We start from the raw sequence: 23,803 nt of genomic DNA on the forward strand, positions 1-23,803 counted from the left end.
CGTGGTCCCCGCGCGAATGGGGGTGATCCGCGATCGGGCAGGCGGCGTCTTCCCTGCGCGAGCGGGGTGGTGCAACACCGGCCTTCCGCGGTAGCAGCGAGCCGGGGTCTTCCACGAGCGAGCGATGGTTCGAGCGACATCGACGAGTGGGGCAAGCTGGTGTGGCCTTCGCCCAGGAGGGGTGGCCGTGGAGGTGGCTCAAACCGACCGTTCTTCCGTTCAGCCGGTATCGGCGCGTTCGGACCTCACCACCTCGACCAACCGCCGGGCGCGTCGCGCGCCGATCCAAAGACACCTGCGCAGCGTCTCAGCCGAGATCGGACGGCGGTGCGACTCCCAGTGACGGACATCCTCCACCCGGGCCCGATGCAGGAGGTCATCCGCCGCATCCGACACCACCACGTCGTCCGACGCGACGACCTCGACCACCCCATCAACCCGGCCGCCGGCCGCCGGCCCGTTCACCGCCCGCAACAGACCCGGTCCGACCTTGGCCCAACCGATCAGCAACAGCGGCCCGACAGCGTCGAAGGCGGCCTTGCCGAACCGCCCGGCGACCAAGGGGTCGGCGACGTTCAGCGCCAACGTCACCAGACTGGAGAAGATCAGGAGCCGTCGAGCGGGCTGGAGCTGTTCCCGGCTCGCCCCGCACATCGCCAGGTGACGACTTGCAAGCAGCAGGGCGAGCACCGACAGATCGACCGCAGGCGCCACCAGCGGCGCGACCCAGATTGGCACGCCCAACCCCAGCGCCAAGCTCAACACGTTCCCGAAGCCGAACACGAAGGTCAACCCGACGACCACACCGATGATCACCGTGACCGCCCGTACCACCTGCCGATCACCGACCTCACCCGCGATCTCGGACGAGCGCTGCCCGGCAGTCATCAGAAACCACCACCAGGGGCATCGACCTCGAACCGCCCCTCCACCACCAGCCGTCCGGTAAGAAACCGCTGGTCAGGCGTGAGTGGGTCTGTGAAGTCCCCTGCCGGGGATTCGAACCTGCGCAGCCATTCGTCAGGCTGCACCCCTGCCCATTCGGCGGTGGCATGGACGTCGTCCACGGGCGACACCGGGGTGCTCCGACGTGGCAGTCGAACGGGCCGATGTGCCGTAGTGCGCCGCTGCAACGCGGCGCTGGGGCCACCGCGGCGATCGCTCGGTACCTGAGACCCCCGCGGCCTGCGTCCGATCGCGCCGGTTCAGGTCAACGAGCGGCCGTATCAGCAGGTCAGGGCACGGTCAGGACGCTCGGCGCACAGTGGACGCGGTTCACCCCAACGGGTGGCGTTTGGCGTCGGTTGGCCGGATTCACCCGTTTGGGACGACCCCATTTGGCGCTGGTCAAAGATCTGGAGCGACCCGCTCCTGATTTCGCTCCTAAACAGCGTTCACCAAGATCGTGAAGTTACCGTTTCGTGACCGAATGAAGATCGACACCAGCACGCGAAAAGCCCGCTGACCTGAGCAAACATCCAGATCGAGCGGGCTTCTTCAGACCGTCGGGACGACAGGGTTTGAACCTGCGACCCCTTGACCCCCAGGGCAGACCACGGCCGGTTGTCCTCGGCGTGGAGCACGGCCGACGGCTTCTCCTTGAAGGTCACCGTCCCGACCAACACGACCGCCGAGGTGGTCGTGCCGAACGCCGGCCACCGGGCGGTCACCCGAGCGGCCTGCCGGCGGTGTCCGCGCCGGGCATCCGCTTACCTCCGGATGGACGGCGACTCGGCAGTGTTCGAGGTCGGCTCCGGCACCTACGACTTCGCCGTCCGCGGTAAGTCCAAGGCCGTGGACCACGTTGACATCGGTGACGCGACGTCGGAGAACGCGCACGCCATCACGGCGTCGCCCACGCTGGGACCAACGTTGAGGCCGGACTCACCCGGCGCCACACCGTGAACACGGCTGGGACAGGTCCCGCCAGCCGCCACGGCTGAACCGGGACGACGGGAAGCTCGACGAACCAACCTTCCAGCGACCGTGTGCCGGACTACCGGTTCACGCCGGCCCACGAGCGGACTTCGTGAACCGCCTGCCCATCCACAACCCCAGTGATGCCACCCACGACTTCGGGTGGCTGCCGTTAGGATCTCCAGGTGACACCGGGCGCGGCTCTCGCTCTGCTGACCATTCCCTACGTCTTCACCCAGGACGGCCTGCTCACGACTGGCGATTTCATCGCGAGGGCGAAGGAGCGTGGTCATGAACTGTCGCCGGACCTTCTCCAAGACCTCCACAACCTCGGTCTCCTGAAGCCCTTCTACCGAGTGTCCGACTTCCCCGTCTCAGGGCGTCAACTGGACGTCGAGGTTCGTGATGGTCCGAACGCACGCGGGTGGACATTTCAAGCCGGGGCCGATGGGCGGCTGCGAGACTCCGAAGAAGAGGGCTACTCCAGCGCCTGGCCGTACTCGCGGCAGCCCGACGAACATGATCGGAGGTGGTGGAACGGGTTTGTGTATTCCCACTGGCAGTTGGTCTATGTTGGGCACGCGCTCAGTGAGTACCGATCCGTCAAGAGCGGCCTTCCGCGCACCTGGGGCTACCAGCGGCGCGCTCGTGAGCGAAAGTTGGTGCGTGTCCTCTCCGCGCTGTCGACGCGATACCTTCCCGGGATTCTCGGCCGGATCAGCATTCCGATGGGTACGGACGAAGAAGGACTTCGACAATACCGGGCGACATCGGAGGTGCGACACCTTCTAGAGGTCGCGGACTTCGACATGACGGCGCTCGAATCCGGAGCGGACAATCTGCTCGCACAGGCGCATCGAGAGCCACTCGGCGGTTGGCTGCCTTTGACCCGATACGCCAGCTACAGCGGTTGGTCGAAGCTACGGGGGCAGCCTCTGGACGCGATGTGGAGGCGAGTCGCTGCAGAGGTTCTGCTTCGCGCTCACGAAGATCTCGCGGCGGAGGGAGTTCTCGATCCGCTCCCAGACCTGACCGGCTCATCGTGGTGGACTAGCCAACACGACCGGCTGACGCCGAGGCATGTGGACGCGCCCACCTTGGAACGGGCGCTCGCCGAACTGGGCTTGTCGCCACATCCCAAGGTCATCCTGCTGGTGGAAGGAGAGACCGAGCTTTACCACGTCCCACGACTACTCGCCGAGTTCGGCCTGACCCAACCTCAAGACGTCCGCGTCCAACGGACAAAGGGTTCGAAGATCAACGCTCATCTGATCGCAAGATACGGTGTCACACCGCGCGTCGGCCGCAAACTCGACAACGGGTGGCTGCTCGACGCGTCGCTGACGGCGTTGCTAATCGCGATGGACCCCGAGAACGACTTCGCGACTCAGGCCGACCGAGACGATGTTCGACGCAAACTGCAGGACGCGATCAGGGAAGAAGTGGAGTACCAAGACGCCAGAATCAGCCAGGAAGAACTGGACCATTTGGTCCACGTCCAAGTCTGGGGTGACGACAAGTATGAACTCGCGAACTTCACGGACGACGAACTTGTGCCTGCAGTAACCGCCCTGGCATTGAAGCAGCACAACCCGCTGGTCAGCTCGCCGACATGGGAGCAAGATCTGCGATCGCAGCTCATGACGGCACGGGTTGCGCACGACGACATCAAGGTGCCGCTTGGTCGGATGCGTGTCAAGGAAGACAAGGTCGGCCTGGCCCAGTTCCTCTGGCCCGTCCTGCTCTCGAAGTGCGATGCCGAGTACGCGAACGACAACATCCAGACACCCATCCTGGAGTTGGTGCTCGAAGTGCGTCGCCTGGTTCACAGGCTGACTGGCGTTTTCGCCTTGAACGGCTAGCTTGGAGCTGTAGGCCTTGTCGGCCAGAACCCGGTCGGGGCGGGTGCGTGGACGGCCTCCGTCGGGCCGAGGCACTCGGATGCCCTCGATCACCGCCGTGAACTGCGGGCTGTCGCCCCGCTGCCCGGCGGTGACCAGCAGCGACAACGGTCGTCGGCGCCGCTCGCAGGCCAGGTCCAGCTTGCTGGTCCACCCGCCCCTCGACCGCCCCAACCCGTGATCGTCCGGCTCTGTCCCACCCGTGTCGGTGTCGGGCGGCTCGACCTGGAGATCCCCCTTTCACGCGCACCCGCCGCGTGCTGGTGCGCCCGCGTGATCGTGGAATCCACCGACACGTCCCACACGATCAGCCCGTCGGCATCGGCACGAGCCTGCAACGCGGTCCGGATCGCCTGCCACACCCCGGCACGTTGCCGGCGTCGGAACAATCCCGTACACGGTCTGCCAGGGGCCGTACACGGGCGGAATGTCGCGCCACGGGGAGCCGACCCGCGTCCGCCACCTGATGCCGTCGACGAGTTGCCGCTTGCTCCACTTGGGCGGACGACCAGGTCTGCGCCCGACGGGCAGCAGCGGTTGCAGCACCGCCCACTGCGCGTCGGTCAGGTCGGCCCGCCCGCTGCCGCTACGCCGGCCACGAGGTCTCCGGTGTCACGGGTTTTCTTGGTCGTTAACCCACTTACCGGAGACCTCGTCACGTTCCGGCCACCGACACGCCGCCCATCACTCAGCTTTGAAACACGACCTAACCGCAGGTCAGACTACGTAGCCGACTTTCTCGCACCCCACAGGGTGGACGATCGACCGACCGATCCGGGTCGATCGCCAATGGAAGGCCGACATCGTTGACTTGGCTCGCGTGGTCAGACGCGGCTAGGGAGGGCGGCGATCCTCTTCGAGAAGTTCCCCAGGGCGTGTCCCCTAGCCGACCGTTTCGCGGAGTTATAGAGCGTCCGCCGACGACAACATCCGGTGGGCCGCGAGCGGCACCGCGCTTGACCACGGCGGTGAAACGAGCGTGGATACAGGTGGATGGCCCGTCCGGTGGGTTGGCTCGGGCTGCGCGGCCGACGGGAGGAGCCCGGGAGATGGTCGAAGCATGCCTTCGTAGCCGTCGCTTCGGATGGACAGGCTGGCCGATGCCCAGTGTCGGATCGGCGGACACGCACGTCGGTACCGAGCCGCTGGCGTCCAGCCGGAAACGGTCCGGAGTCCGCCATGACGACTGAACAACCTCGGCACCCTGGGCGTGGCCCACGCGGTCGTCATGACCGTCGCGGTCCGGGGAACCCCGGTCCTTCTCCACGACACCTCTCCCGCATGGATCGCCAGTCGACCGGCGGCTGGGTCTTCTCCACCGAGATCGATCCGATCACCGGCACGGATGCCGACTGGGTGCGTCAGGAAATCGCCACCGCTGTCCGCGACCTTCTGCTGTGGGCACTCGCCGACGCGGCCTCCGCGTCCGGCGACGTCGTAGAGGGGCCGGCGGCGTGAGCGACCGAGAACCGCCCTCACACATCGTCGACCCCCACCGACCCGGCAGCGGGTTGAGTGACCTGGCGGTGTCCCCGTTCGGCATGCCGTTGGCCCTGCAGGCGAAGGAAGTTCGGGTCGCCTGGGTTGGCCGGACCTCGACCCAGGAGCACCAGGATCCACGGCAATCGCTGCTGCGACAGCTCGAACGGTCGAAGGTGGCGTTGCCAGCATCGTGGGTGATCGTGTGCCACTTCTACGACGTCGAGTCCGGCCGGATGGAACTGGAGGACCGGGGCCGCAAGACCGGATACGACAAGTTCGACATCCCGATCGCGCGCGACGGCGGCATCGCCGATCTCCTGGCCGAGGTCAAGGAGCCGGGACGACGGTTCGACGTGGTGATCTGCGAGTCGATGTCGCGTCTCGCGCGCAAGATGTACGAGACCCTCTCGGTGGAACGGGAACTGGAACGCGCCGACGTGCCGGTGTTCGCCTCCAACGAACCGATCGTCCTCACCGGCGGCCGCGCGCAGCAAATCCTGCAACGGCGGATCAACCAGTCCGTGGCCGAGTACGAAGTGCTCAACATGCTGGAGCTGTCCTGGGGCGGCACCTGCACCCACGTGCGCGAGGGCTACAACATCGGCAAGCCGCCCTACGGGTACAAGGCCAAGACGCTGCGCCATCCGAATCCCACGAAGGCGGAGAAGGGCGTCACCAAGACCCGCCTCGAACCCGACGGGATCCGCGCCGAGACCGTCACCCTGATCGCGAAGTGGCGCCACCACGAGCAACTCGGCTACGACACCATCGCCGAACGTCTCAACCAGCACCCCGACCGCTACCCGCCACCGACACCACCCGGCGGGTTGCGCGCACGCAACGCCTGGTCGAAGTCCAGTGTCGCGGAGCTGCTGAAGAACCCGAAGTACACCGGCTACCAGGTCTACAACCGACGTGCCCGTCGCAGCCGCGGTGGGCGTAACAAGGCCAACCCGCCGCAGTTGTGGGTCTGGTCGAGCGAGCCAGCACACGAACCACTGATCCCGAAGTGGATGTTCGACGAGCTCAACACCACCAGCGACGCCAAGCGGGGTTCACGTGACGGTGCCGGACAGCGGAAGGACCCCCGGGCCACCCGAACCTACCTGTTCCGCGGCCGGGTGCTGTGCGACTGCGGACGCCGCATGATCGGCAACCCCCGCCACAACACCACCTACTACCGCTGCCACCCCGCCAACAACAACCGGGGTCGCCCCGACAAGCACGCCGACCACCCACCCACCGTCTACATGCGCGAAGACCTGCTCATCACAGCGGTCAACCGCCTGTACTCCGAACGGGTGTTCGGCCCACAACGACGCGAACTCTTCCTCGCCGACCTCGCCACGGTCGACGACAGCGCCCGCCGGGAGTCGGAAGAGGAGCGGCAACGGCTCCAGAAGAACCTCGCGGACACGGTGCGCAAGCAGGACAACGTCCTGCGCCAAGCCGAGGACAGCGACCCGCGCGACCCGTTCACCAACGGCCTGCGCCGGCGCTACAACGACCTGGAGACCGAACGCCGGACACTGCTGGCCACCCTCAACGCGCTGGAGAAGGCCCGACAACAGCAACCGCAGCACCCCGGCATCGACAGCGTCGAGCTGATCGAGGCGCTGCCGCACCTGAAGGTGAATCTGCACCGGGCCCCGGCCGAATTGCTGGACCGGCTGTTCACCCTGACCCAGCTGTCGATCACGGTCCACTACAAGACCAACGAAGCGACCCTGAAGCTGGTTTTGCCCGGCGACGACGCGTCTCAACTGGCCACGCTGGCCGCCGCCCTGGACGACGACCCGTTGGACCCTGTGGACAACTGCACCAAAACCGCAGGTGACGGCCTGTGTGCTTCCTGTACGTGCCCCCGGTGCGACTCGAACGCACACTGGACGGATTTTGAGTCCGCTGCCTCTGCCGATTGGGCTACGGGGGCCGGCGGGAGCACTGTACTCGATCAGTTCGCCCGGCCGCCGTCCGGGGTGGCGGCCGGGCGGGTGCGGGTCAGGAGCGGACCAGGCGGGTGATCGCGGCGGAGGCTTCGGCGATCTTCTCCTCCGCCACCTCGCCCCCCTCGGCCACGGCCTGCGCCACGCAGTGCTTCAGGTGCTCGTCGAGCAGACCCAAGGAGACCGCCTGCAACGCCTTCGTCGCGGCGGAGATCTGGGTCAGCACGTCGATGCAGTACTCGTCGTTCTCGACCATCCGCTGGAGGCCGCGGACCTGCCCCTCGATGCGGCGCAATCGCTTGAGGTACGCGTCCTTGTCCGCCGTGTAACCGAGCATCGCTCCCGACCTTCCCTACCCTGGGCGGGTATCCGGGTCCAGGATAGGCCACTCGACCGGGTGTGACCGGCACCACGGGGTGACGGCCGGCGGGCCGCACATTTCGGCTCCGTGCGGTTTGTGTCGCGAAATGACCCGTCCGGGGGCATCACTCACATTTTCACCGCGAAAGGTTAGGCGATATTCCTCTCGTGCACTATGGTGTCGACCTAAGCGTGTGGCGCAGAACTAGTCGAGGGCAGCACGCGCTATGCGAGCACACACGGAGGAACAGTGGCACAGCAGACCGTCGTCCAACTCATCGACGACCTCGACGGCAGCGAAGCCGCCGAGACCGTGACCTTCGCGCTGGACGGTGTGGAGTACTCCATCGACCTCTCCAAGGACAATGCGGACAAGCTCCGCGAGTCCCTGGCCGACTTCGTCGCCAAGGCGCGCCGCGCAGGTGGCCGCAAGCAGCGCAAGGGCACCGGCAAGAGCACGGTAAAGGCTGGTGACAAGGCGCAGGCCCAGGCCATTCGGGACTGGGCTCGCGCGCAGGGCCACCAGATCTCCGACCGGGGCCGCATTCCCCAGGGTCTGGTCGTGCAGTTCCAGGAAGCCCACGCTTCCTGAGTCACGTCGTTTTCCCCTGCGGTGGACTACGCCAACCGCAGGGGAAAACGGCAGGTCAGGGACCCTCAGGGCAGGGAAGGGCGCCCCGGGAACTCCACCCCGGCCAGCCTGAGCAGGGCCGTCGCCTTGACCGCGGTCTCCTCGAATTCCTCCGCGGGGTCGGACAGCGCGATGACCGCGCCCCCCACCCCGAAACTCACCTTGTCGCGGTCCACCACCAGCGTCCTGATGACGATGCTGAAGTCGGCCGTTCCGGAGAGTGAGAAGTAACCGAGCGCCCCGGAGTAGACACCCCTGGGCCCGGCTTCCAGCCCGTCGATGATCTGCATTGTCCGGATCTTGGGCGCGCCGGTCATGGACCCGCCGGGGAACGCCGCCCTAACCACCCGCGCGGCGGAACTACCGGAACGCAGACGGGCCCGAACGGTGCTGACGAGCTGGTGCACTGTCGCGTAGCTCTCCACCTCGAAGATCCTGGGCACCTCGACGCTGCCGACTTCCGCGCAATGGCCCAGATCATTGCGGACCAAGTCCACGATCATGAGGTTCTCGGCGCGGTCCTTCGCGCTGGTAGCCAAGGCCCTGCGCAAAGCCTCGTCCTCGGCGGCGGTCGCCCCGCGGGGGCGCGTGCCCTTGATTGGCTCGGATTCGACGACACCCTGTCGGTCGACCCGGATGAACCGCTCGGGTGAAGTGCTGAGCACGGAGAGCGCACCGAAACGGAGCAACGCCCCGAACGGCGCGGGGCTTTCCGCACGCAGGAACCGGTAGGCGTCCCACGGGTCGAGCGGCCCGCGCCACGTCACCGTGTTCGTCAAGCACACCTCGTAGGACTCGCCCGCCGTGATGGCCTCCTGACAAGCCGCCACCAGCTTCAAGTAGTGCGAGCGGCCGTGTCTCGGCTGCACCGAGTCGGCGCGGGCCGGGCGCGGCGCGGGCGCGGGCGGCGCGGTGAACCGACGCAGGAAATCGGCCGTTCGGCCCAACCACCCGTCCTCGTCGGACAACGCCAACAGGTAGACGCACCGGGATTCGTGGTCGAAAACCAGCGCCCGGTCGGCGAACACGAATGCCGCGTCGGGTTGCTCCGAACGGTGCGCCGCCGCACCGCCGCATTCCGCCTTCAGCTCGTACCCGAGGTAGCCCACCCAGCCGAGCGCGAACTCGAACGGCACGTCCGGCGGCGCCACCCGCCACGCCGCCAGGTCGGCCTCCAGCCAGTCGAAGAACGGCCCGGGACGCGTCACCCCGTCCACCGTGACCTCGCCGGTCCACACGTCGTACGTCGCCACGCGCGCCAGCGGCCCGGACGCGTCACCCATCACGGAGAACCGGCCCCGCTCCCCCGTGAGGCTGCTGTCGAGCCAGAACGCGTCGTGCGACGTCCCGTAGAGGGCCGCGTGGACGTCCTCGGGCGAAGGGTGCACGTCAACCCGTCGCACGAGCACCTCACGGGCCGCCTCACGGGGCCGAGCGGGATGCGCGGGTAGCACGGGCACGACCGCGGCGGCGTCGGTCAGGTCGCGGAAGTTGGCCAGCAGCTGGTGGCCGTGCGACGTGCACACCGACTCGGGGTGGAACTGCACGCCCCAGGCGGGCCGCGACCGGTGCCGCACCCCCATCAGCACGTCGTCGGACGACGCCCAGGCGATCGGCTCCAGCGACGGCGGCAGGTCCGACACGGCCAGCGAGTGGTAGCGCACGACGGGCAGCGGCGACGGCAGGCCGGCGAACACGTCCACCCCGGTGTGCCGAACGTGGTCGACCACGCCGTGCCGCGGCGTGACCAAGCCCACGGACGCACCGTGCGCGAGGCACAGCCCCTGATGCCCCAGGCAGACACCCAGAAGGGGGATGTCGGCGTGCTCGACCACCGCGCTGCACAGGCCGAAGTCGGCGGCGCGCTGCGGCCGGCCCGGTCCGGGCGAGATCACCACGTTGTCGAACCGCCGCAGGTCGGACAGCCGGAACCGCGGGTCGTCGTTGGTGATGACGACCGGTTCGCGCCCGTTCACCTCGGCCAGGTACTGGAAGAGGTTGAACGTGAACGAGTCGTGGTTGTCGATGAGCAGCGTCCGCATGGCAAACAGCACGGTACCTGCACGAACACCCGGATGGAGTACCCCCGGACGAGGGAGGTCGACGACACCGGCGACCGACCCGGGACGCCGAAGAGGCCGGGCGCGCGTGCCGCCCGGCCTCCTCGTCCCCGGCGGTGGCTCAGTCCAGGTGGAACTTCGGGTCCGCCGCGATCGCCGCGAGCTGCGCGCCCGTCAACGCCGGCCGGGACAGCGCCGGGTGACCGGACTCCCGGTACTCGCTCGAGTACGCGACGGTCACCAGCGTGCCGTCCGGGTGCCGGTAGAACGCCGCGGCGTCCATCGTGTTGCGGTCGGCGTCCGCGACGGCCCCGGTGACCACGCCGACCTTCTTGCCGCCGACGTCGACCAGCTCGCACGTCCCGCCCTCGACCGGGTACGGGTACCTGGTCGCCGCCTCGCACCCGACGAGGTCGCCGAGCCGCGTGTTGCCCTTGGTCTCGACCTCGACGCTCAGCTCGCCCACACCCGCCTCCCCCGTGATCACGACCGGCGTGTGCGCCCAGTACTCCCAGACCTGCAGGTCGCCCGCGTGCTCGACGAACTGCGCCTGGTGCAGGGTCATCGGCCCGTACTCGGCGAAGCCGATCCGGGTCCGGTCCTCGGCCTTCACGCCGGGCGGCAACGACGAGGCCAGGCCGTTCAGCACCCCGGCGCCCTTGTCCGCGCGCGGTCCGCTGGTCGCGGTCCGGTCGCCCTGCCCGTCCGGCCACTGCGTCTTGGACCCGCTCGCCTGCGACGGCGGGTCGCTGGGCGGCAGCACGGTCGCCGACGGCGCCCCCGACGGCGGCCGGTCGGTCGGGGTGACGCGCGGTCCGGACTCCGACGGCTGCCCTCCCGCCACCTGGACGACGCCGCCACCGTCCCCGGTCAGGGTCGGCAGCAGCACGGCGCCGACCGCGATGGCCACCACCGCGAGACCCGCGACCGCGCCGCCCCACGTGGCCTGCCTGCGGCGCTGGGCACGTCGACCGCGGTCCAGCGCGACCTCCGGGCTCATGGGCGGCGGCGGGCTGCTCGCCACCATCACTTCCTGCAACGCGCTCTTCAGCTCGTGCTCGTTCATCGCACCTTTTCTCCCTGCTGGGGGGTGATCAGGCCGCGCAGCGTCTGCAGCCCCCGCGCGGCCTGGCTCTTCACCGTTCCTTCGGAGCAGTCCAACGCCCTGGCGGTCTCCTCGACCGACAGGTCTTCCCAGTACCGCAGCACGAGCACGGCGCGTTGCCTGGGCGGCACCTGGGCCAGTGCCGCCAGCAGCACCAGCCGGTCCTCCGCCGAGCCGCGCGCGACGGCCGCCGCGTCGACGGTCGTCTCGCTCACCCGTTCCTTGCGGAACCAGCCCCGGCGCAGTTCGGACACGAACGTCCGGACGAGGGTCTGCCGGGTGTACGCGTCGAGTGCCTCGTGCCGGTTGATCCGCCGCCACGCCACGTAGAGCTTGGCGAACGTGGCCTGGACCAGGTCCTCCGCACGGTGCCAGTCGCCGCACAGCAGGTACGCCGTGCCGCGCATGGCCTCGGACCGCGCCGCGAAGTACTCGGCGAACGCGGCGTCCCGATCACTCATCTGTCCTCCCCCGTACTGCGGTACGAGGTAATCACGCTCACGGGCGGCCGCGGGGTTGCATGCCCGCCCCGAGATTCGTGGAAACTGGACTCACCACCACTGGGGAGGCCCCGCCTTGATGTTCTTCGTGCTGTTCGCGGTCGTGATGGGCGTGTTCCACTACTACATCTGGACACGTGCCGTGCGGGCCACGACCCGACCCGGGCGGGGCCGTCGGACCGGCACCTGGGTCGTGCTCTTCCTCTACGTGCTGGTGATGACGGCGTTGTCGGTGGCCGGGATCGGCGGGTCGGGGTTCGCCGTGGTCCTGGCGTGGCCGGGGTTCATCTGGCTGGCGTGCGCGTTCTACTTCGCGGTGATCCTGGTCGTGCTGGAGATCCCCCGGCTGGTGCTGAACCGCGCGATGCGCGAGCACGGGGCGCCGGTCGCGGTCGGCGCGCCCACCGCGGAGGTCGAGGCGCCCGGGCCGACGCTCGGGGAGCAGCCGGCCGACCCGGGCCGACGGCTGTTCATCGCCCGGTCGCTCGCCGTCGCGGGCGGCGTGGCCACGGCGGGCGTCGTCGGCTACGGGACCACGCAGGCGCTGGGCGACCCCGTGGTCAAGCGGGTGCCGGTGACGCTGGGCAAGCTCGACCAGCGGCTGTCCGGCTACCGGATCGCGGTGGTGAGCGACATCCACCTCGGGCCGCTGCTCGGCCGCGAGCACACCGAGCGGATCGTGCGCATGATCAACGAGCAGCAGGTGGACCTGGTCGCCGTCGTCGGCGACCTCGTCGACGGCACGGTGGCCGAGCTGGGCGAGGCGGCGGCTCCGCTGCGCGACCTCGTGAGCACGCACGGCAGCTTCTTCGTCACCGGCAACCACGAGTACTACTCGGGCGTCGAGCCGTGGGTGGCGGAACTGGAGCGGCTCGGGGTGAACCCCCTGCGCAACGAGCGGCTGCGGATCGAGCGGGCCGGCGCGTCGTTCGACCTCGCGGGCGTCAACGACGTCACCGGCGTGAACGTCCAGGACGGTCCCGACTACGCCCGCGCGCTGGACGGCCGCGACACGTCCACGCCGGTCGTGCTGATGGCGCACCAGCCGGTGGCGGTCCGCGAGGCCGCCAAGCACGGGGTGGACCTGCAGCTGTCCGGGCACACGCACGGCGGGCAGATGTTCCCGTTCCACCTCGCGGTGGGCTTGCAGCAGCCGGTGCGCAGCGGGCTGGAGACCGTCGACGGCACGCAGGTCTACACCACCAACGGGGCCGGGTTCTGGGGTCCTCCGGTGCGCGTCGGCGCGCCGCCGGACATCTCCGTCGTGGAGCTGCGTCACAAGTTCGCCGGCTGATAGCGCTTTTTTCGCCTTCACCACCTAGAGTGGACCGCCGTGCCCGAACACGGTCGGACCGTGCCTGATCACGGTCGCGAAGGGGGACCCCTAGCGAGATGACGACGAGCTTTGCCGACGAACGGCTTCCCGAGGCAATGGCTCGTATTCGTCGTTTCCTGGACCACGACCGCCCCGACACCCCCTGCCTCGTCATCGACCTGCCGACGGTGCGCGACCGGTTCGCGGCGATCCGCGCGGCCCTGCCGCGGGTGGGGATCTTCTACGCGGTCAAGGCGAACCCGACGCCCGACGTGGTCGAGCTGCTGGCCGCCGAGGGTTCGAGCTTCGACGTCGCCAGCCCCGCCGAGATCGACCTGTGCCTGGCGCGCGGCGCCGCGCCGGAGGCCGTCTCCTACAGCAACCCGATCAAGAAGGCGCGCGACATCGCCTACGCGTACGGACGCGGTGTCCGACTCTTCGTGTCCGACAGCGAACAGGACGTGCGCGCGCTGGCCGAGCACGCGCCCAGCGCGTCCGTGCTGCTGCGGATCTTGGTCGACAGCAACGGTTCCACCTACCCGTTCGGCAAGAAGTTCGGCTGTTCGCCCGAGATGGCGACGGATCTCCTGCGGTTGGCCGCCGAGCTCGGACTCGTTCCGCTCGGCGTGGCCTTCCACGCCGGGTCGCAGCAACTCGACCCGAACGGCTGGGACGGCGCGATCGCCGACGCCGCCGTCATCATCGGGAAGCTGCGCGCCGAAGGGCTCTCGCCGACCACGGTCAACCTGGGCGGCGGTCTGCCCGCGGGCTACCTGGCGCAGCCGCCGCCGCTGGCCGAGTACGCCGCGGCCATCACCGCGTCGATCTCCCGTCACTTCGGCGCCTTCGCTCCCGAGGTGATGATCGAGCCGGGACGCGCTATCGTGGCGGAGTCCGGTGTGATCCGCTCCGAAGTGGTGCTGGTGTCCCGGAAGTCCTATTCGGACGAACGGCGCTGGGTCTTCCTCGACATCGGCCGCTACGGCGGCCTCGCCGAGACCGAGGGCGAGGCCATCGCGTACCCGTTGGCCACCAGCCGTGACGGCGTGCCGCAGACCGGGGCGCCCGTCGGTCCGGTCGTGCTGGCCGGTCCCACGTGCGACGCGGACGACGTGCTGTACCAGAACACGTGCTACGAGCTGCCGTTGGAACTGCGCGCGGGCGACCACGTCGACCTGCTCGGCGCGGGCGCCTACACGGCCAGCTACTCGTCGGTGGCGTTCAACGGCTTCCCGCCGTTGGCCACCCACTGCGTGCGATGAGCGCGCCCCCGACTGTCCGCTGCACCGCCCCTCCTGAAGATGTTTGGAGTGATTGATGTCCGAACTCCCGTGCGAAGCCGAGCCGGTTGGCTTGTTCGCAGGACAGCACGTGCTCGCCGAGCTCGAAGGCGTGAGCCCGGAACTGCTCGACGACGAGCGGTTCCTGCGACACGCGCTCGGTGAAGCGCTCACCCAGGCTGATGCCACGGTGTTGGAGGTGGTCTCCAAGCAGTTCGAGCCGCAAGGGGTCACCGTGCTGGCCCTGTTGTCGGAGTCGCACGCGTCCATCCACACGTACCCCGAGGTCGGGGCCGTGTTCGTGGACGTGTTCACCTGCGGCACGCGCGCCAAACCCGCGCTCGCGGTGCAGTTGCTGGCCGAAGCGCTGGGAGCTGCGTCGGCACGGACGGACATGATCAGCCGGGGACACCGCGTCCCCGCGCTCGTCGGTGAGGAGAAGGCGTCTTGATCCGCGAACCGCTCGCGGCCGGTATGACCAGGCACTGGGACGTCGACGAGGTGGTGGTCGACACCCGGACCGAGTTCCAGCACCTGGTGATCGCCCGCACGTCCCAGGGGTTGTCGCTGTTCTGCGACGACGACCGGCAGAGCACCGAGTTCAGCCAGCTGACCTACCACGAGGCGCTGATGGTCCCGGCGCTGCTGCTGGCCGACCGCGTCGACCGGGTGCTGGTCATCGGGTCGTCGGAGGGCGTGGTGTGCCAGATGGCGGTGGCCGCCGGCGCTTCGGTGGTCGACCACATCGACATCGACGCGCAGGCCGTGCGGCTGTGCGCCGAGCACCTGCCCTACGGGTACACGCTCGACGAGCTCGCGTTGGCGGAGAAGGGCGAGGGCCCGGTCCACGTCCGCTACATCGACGGCTACGAGTACATCCGGACGACGTCGGAGCGCTACGACATCGTCCTGGTGGACCTGCCGGACGAGCGCGAGGAGGAGGCGCAGCACAACCGCTTGTACGGCGCCGAGTTCCTGGCGATGTGCAAGGCGCTGCTCACGCCCGGCGGTGTCGTGGTGTCGCAGGCGGGCTGCCAGACGATGTGGCGCAACACCACGTTGATCCGCATGTGGGAGCGGTTCAACGAGGTGTTCGGCACGGTCGCGTACTACGGCTCGGACGAGCACGAGTGGGCGTACCTGTTCGGGCGCGCCGACGAGGTGGCCGACCCGACCGCGCTGATGGTCGAGCGGCTGCCCGGGTGCGGCTACCAGCCGGAGTCGATCGACGACCTGGCGCTGGTGGGCAACTCGATCCCGCCCTACCAGGTCCGCCACTCCCTGGCCTGACCCGAGAGTCCTACGTTCACGCCGCGAGAGTCCTACGTTCACGTGCCCTGAGTTCACCATTCGACCGACCAACCGGTATGCCGAACGTTGAACTCGGGTGCGCTGAACGTAGGACTCTCGCGCGCTGGGCGTAGGACTCTCGCGCTAGTGGGTCAGTGAGCGGTGGAGGAAGTCGACCTGGAGCAGGAGCAGGTTCTCGGCCACCTGTTCCTGCGGGGTCATGTGGGTCACGCCGGACAGCGGCAGCACGGTGTGCGGGCGGCCGGCGGCCAGCAGCGCCGAGGACAGGCGCAGGGTGTGCGCGGCCACCACGTTGTCGTCCGCCAGGCCGTGCACGATCATCAGCGGGCGCTCCAGCCGCGGCGCGTCGGCGATGAGCGAGTTGGCGTCGTACACCTCCGGCTTCTCGGCCGGGTGGCCGAGGTAGCGCTCGGTGTAGTGGGTGTCGTAGAGCCGCCAGTCGGTGACCGGCGCGCCCGCGATGCCCGCGTGGAACACGTCCGGCCGGCGCAGCACGGCCAGCGCCGCCAGGTAGCCGCCGTAGGACCAGCCCCGGATGCCCACCCTGGTCAGGTCGAGGTCCGGCTCGCCCTTCGCGACCGCGTGCAGCGCGTCCACCTGGTCCTCCAGGGTGGCCCCGGCGAAGTCGAACGCGATCTCCCGCTCCCACGCGGGTCCACGGCCGGGCGTGCCGCGACCGTCCACGACGAGGACCGCGAAACCCTGGTCGGCCAACCACTGCGAGGCCAGGTAGGCGTTGCGCGCCGACACCACGCGCTGCGCGTGCGGACCGCCGTACGGGTCGAGCAGGACCGGCAGCTTCGTGCCCGGCACGTGGCCGCGCGGGAACAGCAGCGCCGCCCTCAGGTCGCGCTCGCCGACGGTCAGCAGCCGCACTTCCGGTGTCAGCACGGGGGTTTCGGCGAACGTGCCGATCTCACCACCGGTCGACACCGTGACCTCGGGCCCGAAGTGGTCCATCGACGAACGGGACAGCACCAGCACGCCGCCCCCGCGCGTCGCGCCGTGCACACCGTCCTCAGTGGACAGTCGGGTGATCCGGTCGGCGGCGACCAGGAAGACGTGCGTCTGGGTCGGGTCGTCGGTGGACGCGGTGACCAGCACGCCGTCCTCGGCCACGTCGAGCACCGCGCGGACCTGGAAGCCGTCCGGCGTCCACGGCCGGTCGCCCACGACGAGCCGGTTCGCGTCGCCGATCGGCAGCACGCGCAGCAGTTCGCCGTCCGGGGTCCAGCGCGGGGCGCCCGGCACGATCTCCAGCCAGTGCGGGTCGGTGTCGTCGGCGACCACGTCGGTGGCGCCGGTCTCCACGTCGACCGCGAGCACCACGACGCGGCGCTGGTCGCGTGACTGGACCTGCACCAGCGGCTTGCCGTGCCGGGTCCACGACACCGTGTTGACGTACGGGAACGCCTCGCGGTCCCACGTCACGTCGGTCCGGCCGGCACCGAGGACGGCCAGCTCCACCACGGCGTTGGCCTCACCGGCGGCCGGGTAGGCGATCTCGGCGGCGGGCGTGCCCGGGTTCGCCGGGTCGGCGATGTGCCAGCGCGGCACGGGCGCGTTGTCCACCCTGGCCGCCAGCACGTGCTCGCCGTCCGGGGAGAACCAGTAGCCCCGGTAGCGGCCCATCTCCTCGGCCGCGATGAACTCCGCCAGGCCCCACGTCACGTCCGGGCCGTCCGGCGACGCCACCACGCGGTCCGCGCCGGACTCCAGGTCCACCACGTGCAGCGCGCCTTCGGCCACGTAGCCGACCTTCCGGCCGGTCGGGTCCAGCCGGGGGTCGATCACCGGGCCCGCGACCGGCAGCTCGCGGACCGCGGCGGTGGCGAGCTCGACCACGAAGAGCCTGCCGGACAACGCGAACACCGCCTGCCGCGCGTCGCTGTCGGTGGCGTAGCCGACGATCCCGGCGGCCGACTCGCGGGTGCGCTCACGGCGGGCCCGCTCCTGCGGGGACAGGTCCTCGGGGTCGGTCAGCAGGACGCCGGGGTCGGCCAGCAGCGTCTCGGACCGGGTCGCGGTGTCGAACGCCCACAGGCCGTTCGCCCGGCTCGTGGCCGTGGCGGTGCGGAGGAAGTACACCTTCGTGCCGTCCGGCGACGCGGTGAACGTCCGGGGTGCGCCGAGGGTGAACCGCTGGGTGCGCGCGTGCTGGCGCGGGAAGGAGATCTCGTTGCCCACCCGGACACCCTATGTCCCCGGCCGGCCGGCGGTCAGGCGATGCGGCGGTGGCGGTGCGCGACCCCTGTCTTGGTCCCCGTCGTCGAGGCGGGCTGAACCGCGCCGGCGGACGAGCCGTAGTCGTGGGTGGAGCGATTGACGGACCAAGGAGGAGTGAGTGTGATCCGACGAAACCGCATCGCCATCGCCGTCGCGGGTGGCATGGCCGCCGTGCTCGCGCTGGTCATGTGGACTTCCAACGCCACCGGCCTGCAGGGCAGGACGGTCGCGCAGACCGAGCAGGTCGGCGCCGCGGCCCAGGGCGACTACGGCGACGTTCAGGAGCCCTTGACCCCTCCGACCAGCGAAGAGGCGGCGCCCGTCGAAGAGGGGGAGCCCGCCGCCGACGCGCCGGAGGGCCAGGCCGCGCCCGCGCCGTCCGACCCGCAGGTCACGTTGGTCGGCAAGAGCGTGCCCAAGATGGGTGAGGTCGTGCAGGACGGCGACGGCCGCACGCTGTACCGGTTCGACAAGGACACGCCGGACCCGGCCAAGTCCAACTGCGAGGGTCAGTGCGCCGTGACGTGGCCTCCCGTGCTGTCCAACGGCACGCCGCAGCTGCAGGGCGTCGACCCGGCGCTCGTGTCGACCGTGAAGCGGGCCGACGGCACCGACCAGGTGACGCTCGACGGCTGGCCGCTCTACACCTACGCGAAGGACGAGGCGCCCGGCCAGTGGAAGGGCCAGGGCGTGGGCGGCACGTGGTTCGTCGTGCAGCCGAACGGCAAGCGCAACGTCGAGTGCCTGCCGCCGGGGGTGACGCCGCCCGCCGCCTAGTTCCGCCGTCCGACCCGGTGAGCAGTCCACTGTGGAATGCCCTGATCCCCCGGCTGGGGTTGGCCGGGGGATCAGGGCGTCGTGCAGCGGGCCGCCGGACGAGCGGTCGTCGGGGTGGTGCTCGGCGCCCGTCAGTCGTTCACAGGGTGGGGTACAGCGGGTGCTTGGCCGCCAGCACCTCGACGCGCGCCCGCAGCTCCGCCAGGTCCGGCGAGGGCTGCAACGCCGCCGCGATGACGTCCGACACCTCGGCGAAGTCGGCCGCGCCGAACCCGCGCGTGGCCAGCGCCGGCGTGCCGATGCGCAGGCCGGAGGTCACCATCGGCGGGCGCGGGTCGTTCGGCACCGCGTTGCGGTTGACCGTGATGCCCACCTCGTGCAGCCGGTCCTCGGCCTGCTTGCCGTCCAGTTCGGACGCCACCAGGTCCACCAGCACGAGGTGCACGTCCGTGCCGCCGGTGAGCACCTTCACCCCCACCGCCGCCGCGTCGGGCTGCGACAGCCGCTCGGCGAGGATCTTCGCGCCCTCGACCGTGCGGCGCTGGCGGTCGGCGAACTCGGGCGACGCGGCGTGCTTGAACGCCACCGCCTTGCCCGCGATCACGTGCTCCAGCGGGCCGCCCTGCTGACCGGGGAACACCGCCGAGTTGATCTTCTTCGCCAGGTCGGCCTCGTTGGTCAGGATCACGCCGCCGCGCGGGCCGCCGAGCGTCTTGTGCGTGGTCGTGGTCACGACGTGCGCGTGCGGCACGGGGCTCGGGTGCAGGCCCGCCGCCACCAGGCCGGCGAAGTGCGCCATGTCCACCATCAGGTAGGCGTCCACCGAGTCGGCGATCCGGCGGAACTCCGCGAAGTCCAGCTGACGCGGGTACGCCGACCAGCCGGCCACGATCAGCTTCGGCCGGTGCTCGGTCGCCAGCCGCTCCACCTCGGCCATGTCGACCCGGCCGTCCTCGTCCGAAACGTGGTAGGGCACCACGTTGTAGAGCTTGCCGGAGAAGTTGATCCGCATGCCGTGCGTGAGGTGGCCGCCGTGCGCGAGGTCGAGGCCCAGGATCGTGTCGCCCGGCTGGAGCAGGGCGAACATCGCGCACGCGTTGGCCTGCGCGCCCGAGTGCGGCTGCACGTTCGCGAAACCGGCGCCGAACAGCGCCTTCACCCGCTCGATCGCCAGCCGCTCGATCACGTCGACGTTCTCGCAGCCGCCGTAGTAGCGCCGGCCGGGGTAGCCCTCGGCGTACTTGTTCGTCAGCACCGACCCCTGCGCCTGCAGCACCGACACCGGCGTGAAGTTCTCCGAGGCGATCATCTCCAGCGTGCTCTGCTGCCGGTGCAGCTCGGCGGCGACGGCGTTCGCGACCTCCGGGTCGAACTCCGCGAGGGAGGTGTTGAAGTGCTCGGACATGTGTGGGGTCTCCCTTACGAGGTGCGCTTGTAGAAGGGCAGTGCGACGACTTCGACCGGCTCGTGCTTGCCGCGGACGTCCACCGACAGCAGGGTGCCGGGATCGGTGTTGCCGACGGCCACGTACGCCATCGCCACCGAGTAGCCCAGGGTCGGCGACAACGCGCCGCTGGTCACCTCGCCGATCCGGGCGCCGGAGGCGTCCAGCACGGGGTAGCCGTGCCGCGGCGCGCGGCGGGAGGCGGTCTTCAGGCCGACCAGGACCTGGTCCACGCCCCGCTCGGCGGCGGCGGCCAGCGCGTCGCGGCCGACGAAGTCGCCCGGCTTGTCCAGCTTCACCACGCGGCCGAGGTTCGCCTGGAACGGCGTGCGGTCGCGGCCGAGCTCGTTGCCGTACAGCGGCATGCCCGCCTCCAGCCGCAGCGTGTCGCGGCAGCCGAGGCCGGCGGGCTTGAGGTCGTGCGGCGCGCCCGCCTCCAGCAGGGCCTGCCACACGTGCCCGGCGTCGTCCGGCGCGACGAACAGCTCGAAGCCGTCCTCGCCCGTGTAGCCGGTGCGGGCCAGCAGCACGGGCCTGCCGGCGACCTCGGTCGGGTACGACGCGTAGTACTTCACCGCGGCCAGGTCGGTCGGCGTGAGGCCGGCGAGGATGGCGGTGGCCTTCGGGCCCTGCACGGCGAGCAGCGCGTAGTCGGTCGACTTGTCCTCGACCACCGCGTCGAAGCCCTCGGCCCGCTCGACCAGGGCCTCGTGCACGACGGCGGCGTTCGAGGCGTTGGCGACGACGAGGTACTCGGTGTCACCCGTGCGGTACACGATCAGGTCGTCGATGACGCCGCCGTCGGCCTGGCAGATCATCGTGTACCGGGCGCGGCCGACGCCGATCGCGGACGCGTGGCCGACCAGGGCGTGGTCGAGCGCGGCGCCCGCCTCCGGGCCGGTGAGCAGGATCTCACCCATGTGGGTCAGGTCGAACAGGCCCGCCGACGTGCGCACCGCGTAGTGCTCGGCCAGCTCGCTGTCGTAGCGCAGCGGCATCCGCCAGCCCGCGAAGTCGGTGAACATGGCGCCCAGCGCCTCGTGTTCGGCGTGCAGGGGCGTGCGGCGGCTTTCCATCAGGCGGGCCCTCCCTGGGTGCGGACATGCCGACGGGCCGACCGGTCGGGTCGACGGGCGGGCACGTCCGAGCGATTCACGAGCGAAAGGATGACACGGTCCACCGGAGACTCCTCGTCGAGTGAGCCTCCCCCTCTGCCATGAGCCTGAGAGCTTCACCACCCGGTGGGGGCGGCTTGCACCGTGGGCGAGGCGCACAACGGCGCGCCTGCTTTCCAGAGTTGCCTTCGTCGCGCGGTACCTGTGCCTGAGAGATTCCGGGGAGGAGTTGCTCCTTCGGCGCCCCGCTCGGGGACTCTCCCGCGCGACATCGACGGCCGTGTTCAGTTGGTACCGCCAGACGCTAGGCGCGCGCGGCGGGCGGGGTCAACCCCGGTCACAGGCTCTTCTCGGCCCGGACGCTCTCGACCACCTTGCGCTCGGCGTAGAACGACACGAACGGGATCGTGCCCGCGAGCAGGACCAGCACCGTGCCCTTGATCGACCAGCGGGCCTTGAGCGCGAGGTCGACGGTGAGCACCAGGTACACCGCGTACAGGAAGCCGTGGACCGGGCCGACGACCTGCATCATGCCCGTGTCGTCGCCCGCGTACTTGATGATCATCGCGACCACGAGCAGCAGCAGCCCGACGCCGACCACGTAAGCCATGAACCGGAACCTGGTCAACGCGCCGCTCATCGCCCTACCTTCGCTCACCGCTGGTCCCGCGCGTTGAGTTCGGCGAGCATGCGGTTGTAGGCCGCGAGCTCTTCGTCCTCGTCGTCGTGCGCGGGTGCTCTGACGGGCTCAACGGTAACGACCGGCCGCGACGGCGCGGCCACCGGCTCCGGCGCGGCCTCGTCGGCGGCCCCGGTCGCCGCGGCGGCGTCCTCGGCCTTGCGGCGGGCGTCCAGCCTGCGGATGCGCCACACCATGAACGCGGGGAAGAGGCCGAACAGCGGCCACTGGAACACGTAACCGAGGTTCTGGAACGTGCCGCCGGCCTGGGAGAACCGCTCCCACTGCCAGTAGGCCAGGCCGCAGCACACGACCAGCGACGCCAGGCAGACGGCCGCGATGGCCAGGCGCTGGGGGGTGATGAGGCCTCGCACGCCTCAAGAGTACTTCGTGCGTCGCACGAGGCTGGGGCTCCCCGCACGGGAGCCCGCACCTCGAAGGCGAGGGCTCCTCGACCGCAGGAGCCCGCCCCGACTCGTCGGACCTAGGCCACGCCGTCCCGGCGTTGCCTCTGCAGCCTGGCCACGCACCAGGCCGCCGCGCTACCCCGACGCAGGTGCTGGAGCACCGTCATCGGGCCGAGGCGACGACCGAGGTCGGCGGGCGAGAGCCCGGCCGCCCGGTAGTCCAGAGCGCGCTGGTCCAACGGGCTGATGCCCGCGTCCCACCACTGCTCCGCCTCGGACAGGTCGCCCACCAGCTGCCAGTAGCTGGCGGCCGCGGCGAGCAGGGGCTCGGGCACCTCGGGCGCCCGCTTCCGCATCGCCGCCACGTACGCCGGATCCGCGGACTCGACCTTCACCAGGCCGCGGGGACCGCCATTCGCCCGCTGCACCGGGATCCCCGGCGCGGACGGCGGGGCTTCCGCGAGCCACGCGTCCTTGATCCGGTTCACCTCCTGCAGCTCGGCGTCGTCCGAGCGCTCAGCCGCCCACTGCCGCAACAGCTCGTCGACTCCGGAGTCCTCGACCATTCTGCCTCCTCATCGGTCGAAGATCAGCCAATGCGACGCACCGTATTAGCGGGTACCGACAACCGCTAGACCCTGGTTTGTCTAAAACCCTGTTACCAGGGCGTTATAGCCCTCATTCCACCCGTACGGTGCAACGTTCGGGGCGCATAGTCACCGATCGTGACCGCATTGAGCGGAGTACGAGGGGTTACCGCGAGTCCTCTAGGCGAACAGGCTGCGGACGAAGGTGATGATCGACTCGGCGCCGGACTGGAGCCACCCGAGCGCGGTCCTCACCGCCTCGGCGGACTCGTTCGGCTGGGTGATCAGGAGGAACAGCACCAGCGCGACCGCCGCCAGCGTCACCACCTTCTTGACGTTCACTGATCGGTCTCCGTCCGTCTCACAGTGCAGGGCGGCCGAGCGCCGCTCCGGTCGTGTCAACGGCCATGGTCCCTCATTCACCCGGATGATGACGATCGAACCCGCCGCCATCCCTCGACCGGTCGCACGAACACCACGCAACCACGCCTGGGGAGGCCCGGGTGTCACCCGAACGGACGATCAAGGGGACCGGTGGTCCCGCCGATCACCAAGGTACGGGCCACTCGCCCACCCCTGGCACGGACACCGAGGTTCTTCAGACACTGCCACCTCCGCACAGCCCATCACCTGATTGCGCCGACGCACGCACCGAGCGTGACAAAGGCCGCTGGCGGCTGCCACTCATTTCCGGTACCCCTTCAGGTGATTTCCCTTGCCTTTTTCTTGCCCGATCGGGCAGTGCCCGGATCGGGTCGGC

22 protein-coding genes, 1 tRNA gene, 1 pseudogene and 2 riboswitches are annotated in these 23,803 nt (G+C 69.7%); of the genes and pseudogenes, 10 read left to right on the top strand and 14 right to left on the bottom strand.

Features of this window, described 5'->3' with window-relative positions; all coding sequences use genetic code 11:
* Positions 1-219 precede the first annotated feature (219 nt).
* Positions 220-888 carry a hypothetical protein gene (locus LNK82_RS12260; protein ID WP_230567074.1) on the bottom strand — a complete coding sequence of 223 codons (669 nt, stop codon included), beginning with the start codon at positions 886-888 and terminating at the stop codon, positions 220-222.
* Positions 889-1,536: 648 nt separating this feature from the next.
* Between LNK82_RS12260 and LNK82_RS12265 the strand changes: the two genes are divergently transcribed.
* Both LNK82_RS12265 and LNK82_RS12270 read left to right on the top strand, forming a co-directional pair.
* Positions 1,537-1,905 (top strand): alpha-L-rhamnosidase C-terminal domain-containing protein, encoded by a 369-nt coding sequence (locus LNK82_RS12265; protein WP_230567075.1) that lies wholly within the window; start codon positions 1,537-1,539, stop codon positions 1,903-1,905.
* A gap of 197 nt (positions 1,906-2,102) precedes the next feature.
* Positions 2,103-3,779 carry a hypothetical protein gene (locus tag LNK82_RS12270; protein WP_230567076.1) on the top strand — a complete coding sequence of 559 codons (1,677 nt, stop codon included), beginning with the start codon at positions 2,103-2,105 and terminating at the stop codon, positions 3,777-3,779.
* 279 nt (positions 3,780-4,058) lie between these two features.
* On the opposite strand, the gene LNK82_RS12275 is transcribed toward LNK82_RS12270, so the two are convergent.
* A complete protein-coding gene (locus LNK82_RS12275) occupies positions 4,059-4,364 on the bottom strand; it encodes a transposase (protein WP_230567077.1) in 306 nt (101 codons plus the stop codon).
* A 735-nt stretch (positions 4,365-5,099) separates the two neighbouring features.
* Here LNK82_RS12275 and LNK82_RS12280 point away from each other — a divergent pair.
* A complete protein-coding gene (locus tag LNK82_RS12280) occupies positions 5,100-5,276 on the top strand; it encodes a hypothetical protein (protein ID WP_230567078.1) in 177 nt (58 codons plus the stop codon).
* Positions 5,277-5,533: 257 nt separating this feature from the next.
* A pseudogene (locus LNK82_RS48260) lies at positions 5,534-6,520 on the top strand (recombinase family protein); the annotation flags it as partial.
* Positions 6,521-7,159: 639 nt separating this feature from the next.
* On the opposite strand, the gene LNK82_RS12295 reads toward LNK82_RS48260, so the two are convergent.
* Both LNK82_RS12295 and LNK82_RS12300 read right to left on the bottom strand, forming a co-directional pair.
* Positions 7,160-7,233: transfer RNA gene (locus LNK82_RS12295), tRNA-Leu, on the bottom strand.
* Between the two features lie 68 nt (positions 7,234-7,301).
* A complete protein-coding gene (locus LNK82_RS12300) occupies positions 7,302-7,583 on the bottom strand; it encodes a metal-sensitive transcriptional regulator (protein ID WP_053722042.1) in 282 nt (93 codons plus the stop codon).
* Between the two features lie 273 nt (positions 7,584-7,856).
* Between LNK82_RS12300 and LNK82_RS12305 the strand changes: the two genes are divergently transcribed.
* Positions 7,857-8,198 (top strand): histone-like nucleoid-structuring protein Lsr2, encoded by a 342-nt coding sequence (locus LNK82_RS12305; RefSeq protein WP_015104119.1) that lies wholly within the window; start codon positions 7,857-7,859, stop codon positions 8,196-8,198.
* A gap of 65 nt (positions 8,199-8,263) precedes the next feature.
* On the opposite strand, the gene pabB is transcribed toward LNK82_RS12305, so the two are convergent.
* From pabB to LNK82_RS12320, 3 genes are all read right to left on the bottom strand, one after another.
* The gene (gene pabB, locus LNK82_RS12310) at positions 8,264-10,279 is read right to left on the bottom strand and encodes an aminodeoxychorismate synthase component I (RefSeq protein WP_230567081.1); all 2,016 of its coding nucleotides are present in this window, start codon (positions 10,277-10,279) and stop codon (positions 8,264-8,266) included.
* Between the two features lie 139 nt (positions 10,280-10,418).
* Positions 10,419-11,363: a hypothetical protein gene (locus tag LNK82_RS12315; protein WP_230567082.1), complete on the bottom strand. Its 945-nt coding sequence runs from the start codon at positions 11,361-11,363 to the stop codon at positions 10,419-10,421.
* Positions 11,360-11,863 (bottom strand): SigE family RNA polymerase sigma factor, encoded by a 504-nt coding sequence (locus LNK82_RS12320; protein ID WP_230567083.1) that lies wholly within the window; start codon positions 11,861-11,863, stop codon positions 11,360-11,362. Before LNK82_RS12320 ends, LNK82_RS12315 begins: the two co-directional genes overlap by 4 nt.
* A 118-nt stretch (positions 11,864-11,981) precedes the next feature.
* Between LNK82_RS12320 and LNK82_RS12325 the strand changes: the two genes are divergently transcribed.
* From LNK82_RS12325 to LNK82_RS12340, 4 genes are all read left to right on the top strand, one after another.
* The gene (locus tag LNK82_RS12325; protein WP_230567084.1) at positions 11,982-13,196 is read left to right on the top strand and encodes a metallophosphoesterase; all 1,215 of its coding nucleotides are present in this window, start codon (positions 11,982-11,984) and stop codon (positions 13,194-13,196) included.
* Between the two features lie 98 nt (positions 13,197-13,294).
* Positions 13,295-14,479 carry a type III PLP-dependent enzyme gene (locus tag LNK82_RS12330; protein WP_230567085.1) on the top strand — a complete coding sequence of 395 codons (1,185 nt, stop codon included), beginning with the start codon at positions 13,295-13,297 and terminating at the stop codon, positions 14,477-14,479.
* A 55-nt stretch (positions 14,480-14,534) separates the two neighbouring features.
* Positions 14,535-14,948, top strand: coding sequence for an adenosylmethionine decarboxylase (gene speD, locus LNK82_RS12335; RefSeq protein WP_053722047.1), 414 nt, complete (start codon positions 14,535-14,537; stop codon positions 14,946-14,948).
* Positions 14,945-15,787: a spermidine synthase gene (locus LNK82_RS12340; RefSeq protein WP_230567086.1), complete on the top strand. Its 843-nt coding sequence runs from the start codon at positions 14,945-14,947 to the stop codon at positions 15,785-15,787. The genes speD and LNK82_RS12340 overlap by 4 nt, the downstream gene beginning before the upstream one ends.
* 144 nt (positions 15,788-15,931) lie before the next feature.
* Here LNK82_RS12340 and LNK82_RS12345 read toward each other — a convergent pair whose 3' ends face one another.
* Positions 15,932-17,995 (bottom strand): S9 family peptidase, encoded by a 2,064-nt coding sequence (locus LNK82_RS12345; RefSeq protein WP_230567087.1) that lies wholly within the window; start codon positions 17,993-17,995, stop codon positions 15,932-15,934.
* Between the two features lie 159 nt (positions 17,996-18,154).
* Between LNK82_RS12345 and LNK82_RS12350 the strand changes: the two genes are divergently transcribed.
* Positions 18,155-18,811: a hypothetical protein gene (locus LNK82_RS12350; RefSeq protein WP_230567088.1), complete on the top strand. Its 657-nt coding sequence runs from the start codon at positions 18,155-18,157 to the stop codon at positions 18,809-18,811.
* A 139-nt stretch (positions 18,812-18,950) separates the two neighbouring features.
* Here the strand turns inward: LNK82_RS12350 and glyA are convergent, their stop codons facing one another.
* The 6 genes from glyA to LNK82_RS12380 form a co-directional block, all read right to left on the bottom strand.
* The gene (gene glyA / locus LNK82_RS12355; protein ID WP_230567089.1) at positions 18,951-20,216 is read right to left on the bottom strand and encodes a serine hydroxymethyltransferase; all 1,266 of its coding nucleotides are present in this window, start codon (positions 20,214-20,216) and stop codon (positions 18,951-18,953) included.
* 14 nt (positions 20,217-20,230) lie between these two features.
* On the bottom strand, positions 20,231-21,331 hold the full coding sequence (gene gcvT, locus LNK82_RS12360) for a glycine cleavage system aminomethyltransferase GcvT (protein ID WP_372470471.1): 1,101 nt from the start codon (positions 21,329-21,331) through the stop codon (positions 20,231-20,233).
* A gap of 128 nt (positions 21,332-21,459) precedes the next feature.
* Positions 21,460-21,555: riboswitch (glycine riboswitch) on the bottom strand.
* Position 21,556: 1 nt separating this feature from the next.
* A riboswitch (glycine riboswitch) is annotated at positions 21,557-21,644 on the bottom strand.
* A 63-nt stretch (positions 21,645-21,707) separates the two neighbouring features.
* Positions 21,708-22,010: a DUF3817 domain-containing protein gene (locus LNK82_RS12365; RefSeq protein ID WP_230567175.1), complete on the bottom strand. Its 303-nt coding sequence runs from the start codon at positions 22,008-22,010 to the stop codon at positions 21,708-21,710.
* A 14-nt stretch (positions 22,011-22,024) separates the two neighbouring features.
* Positions 22,025-22,423: a hypothetical protein gene (locus LNK82_RS12370; RefSeq protein ID WP_230567090.1), complete on the bottom strand. Its 399-nt coding sequence runs from the start codon at positions 22,421-22,423 to the stop codon at positions 22,025-22,027.
* A 110-nt stretch (positions 22,424-22,533) separates the two neighbouring features.
* Positions 22,534-23,022 carry a helix-turn-helix transcriptional regulator gene (locus LNK82_RS12375; protein WP_123746208.1) on the bottom strand — a complete coding sequence of 163 codons (489 nt, stop codon included), beginning with the start codon at positions 23,020-23,022 and terminating at the stop codon, positions 22,534-22,536.
* 201 nt (positions 23,023-23,223) lie between these two features.
* Complete coding sequence (locus tag LNK82_RS12380) at positions 23,224-23,385, bottom strand: hypothetical protein (RefSeq protein WP_181319924.1); 162 nt, start codon at positions 23,383-23,385, stop codon at positions 23,224-23,226.
* Positions 23,386-23,803 lie beyond the last annotated feature (418 nt).

This window comes from Saccharothrix luteola (assembly GCF_020859565.1).
Taxonomy (GTDB): domain Bacteria; phylum Actinomycetota; class Actinomycetes; order Mycobacteriales; family Pseudonocardiaceae; genus Actinosynnema; species Actinosynnema luteola.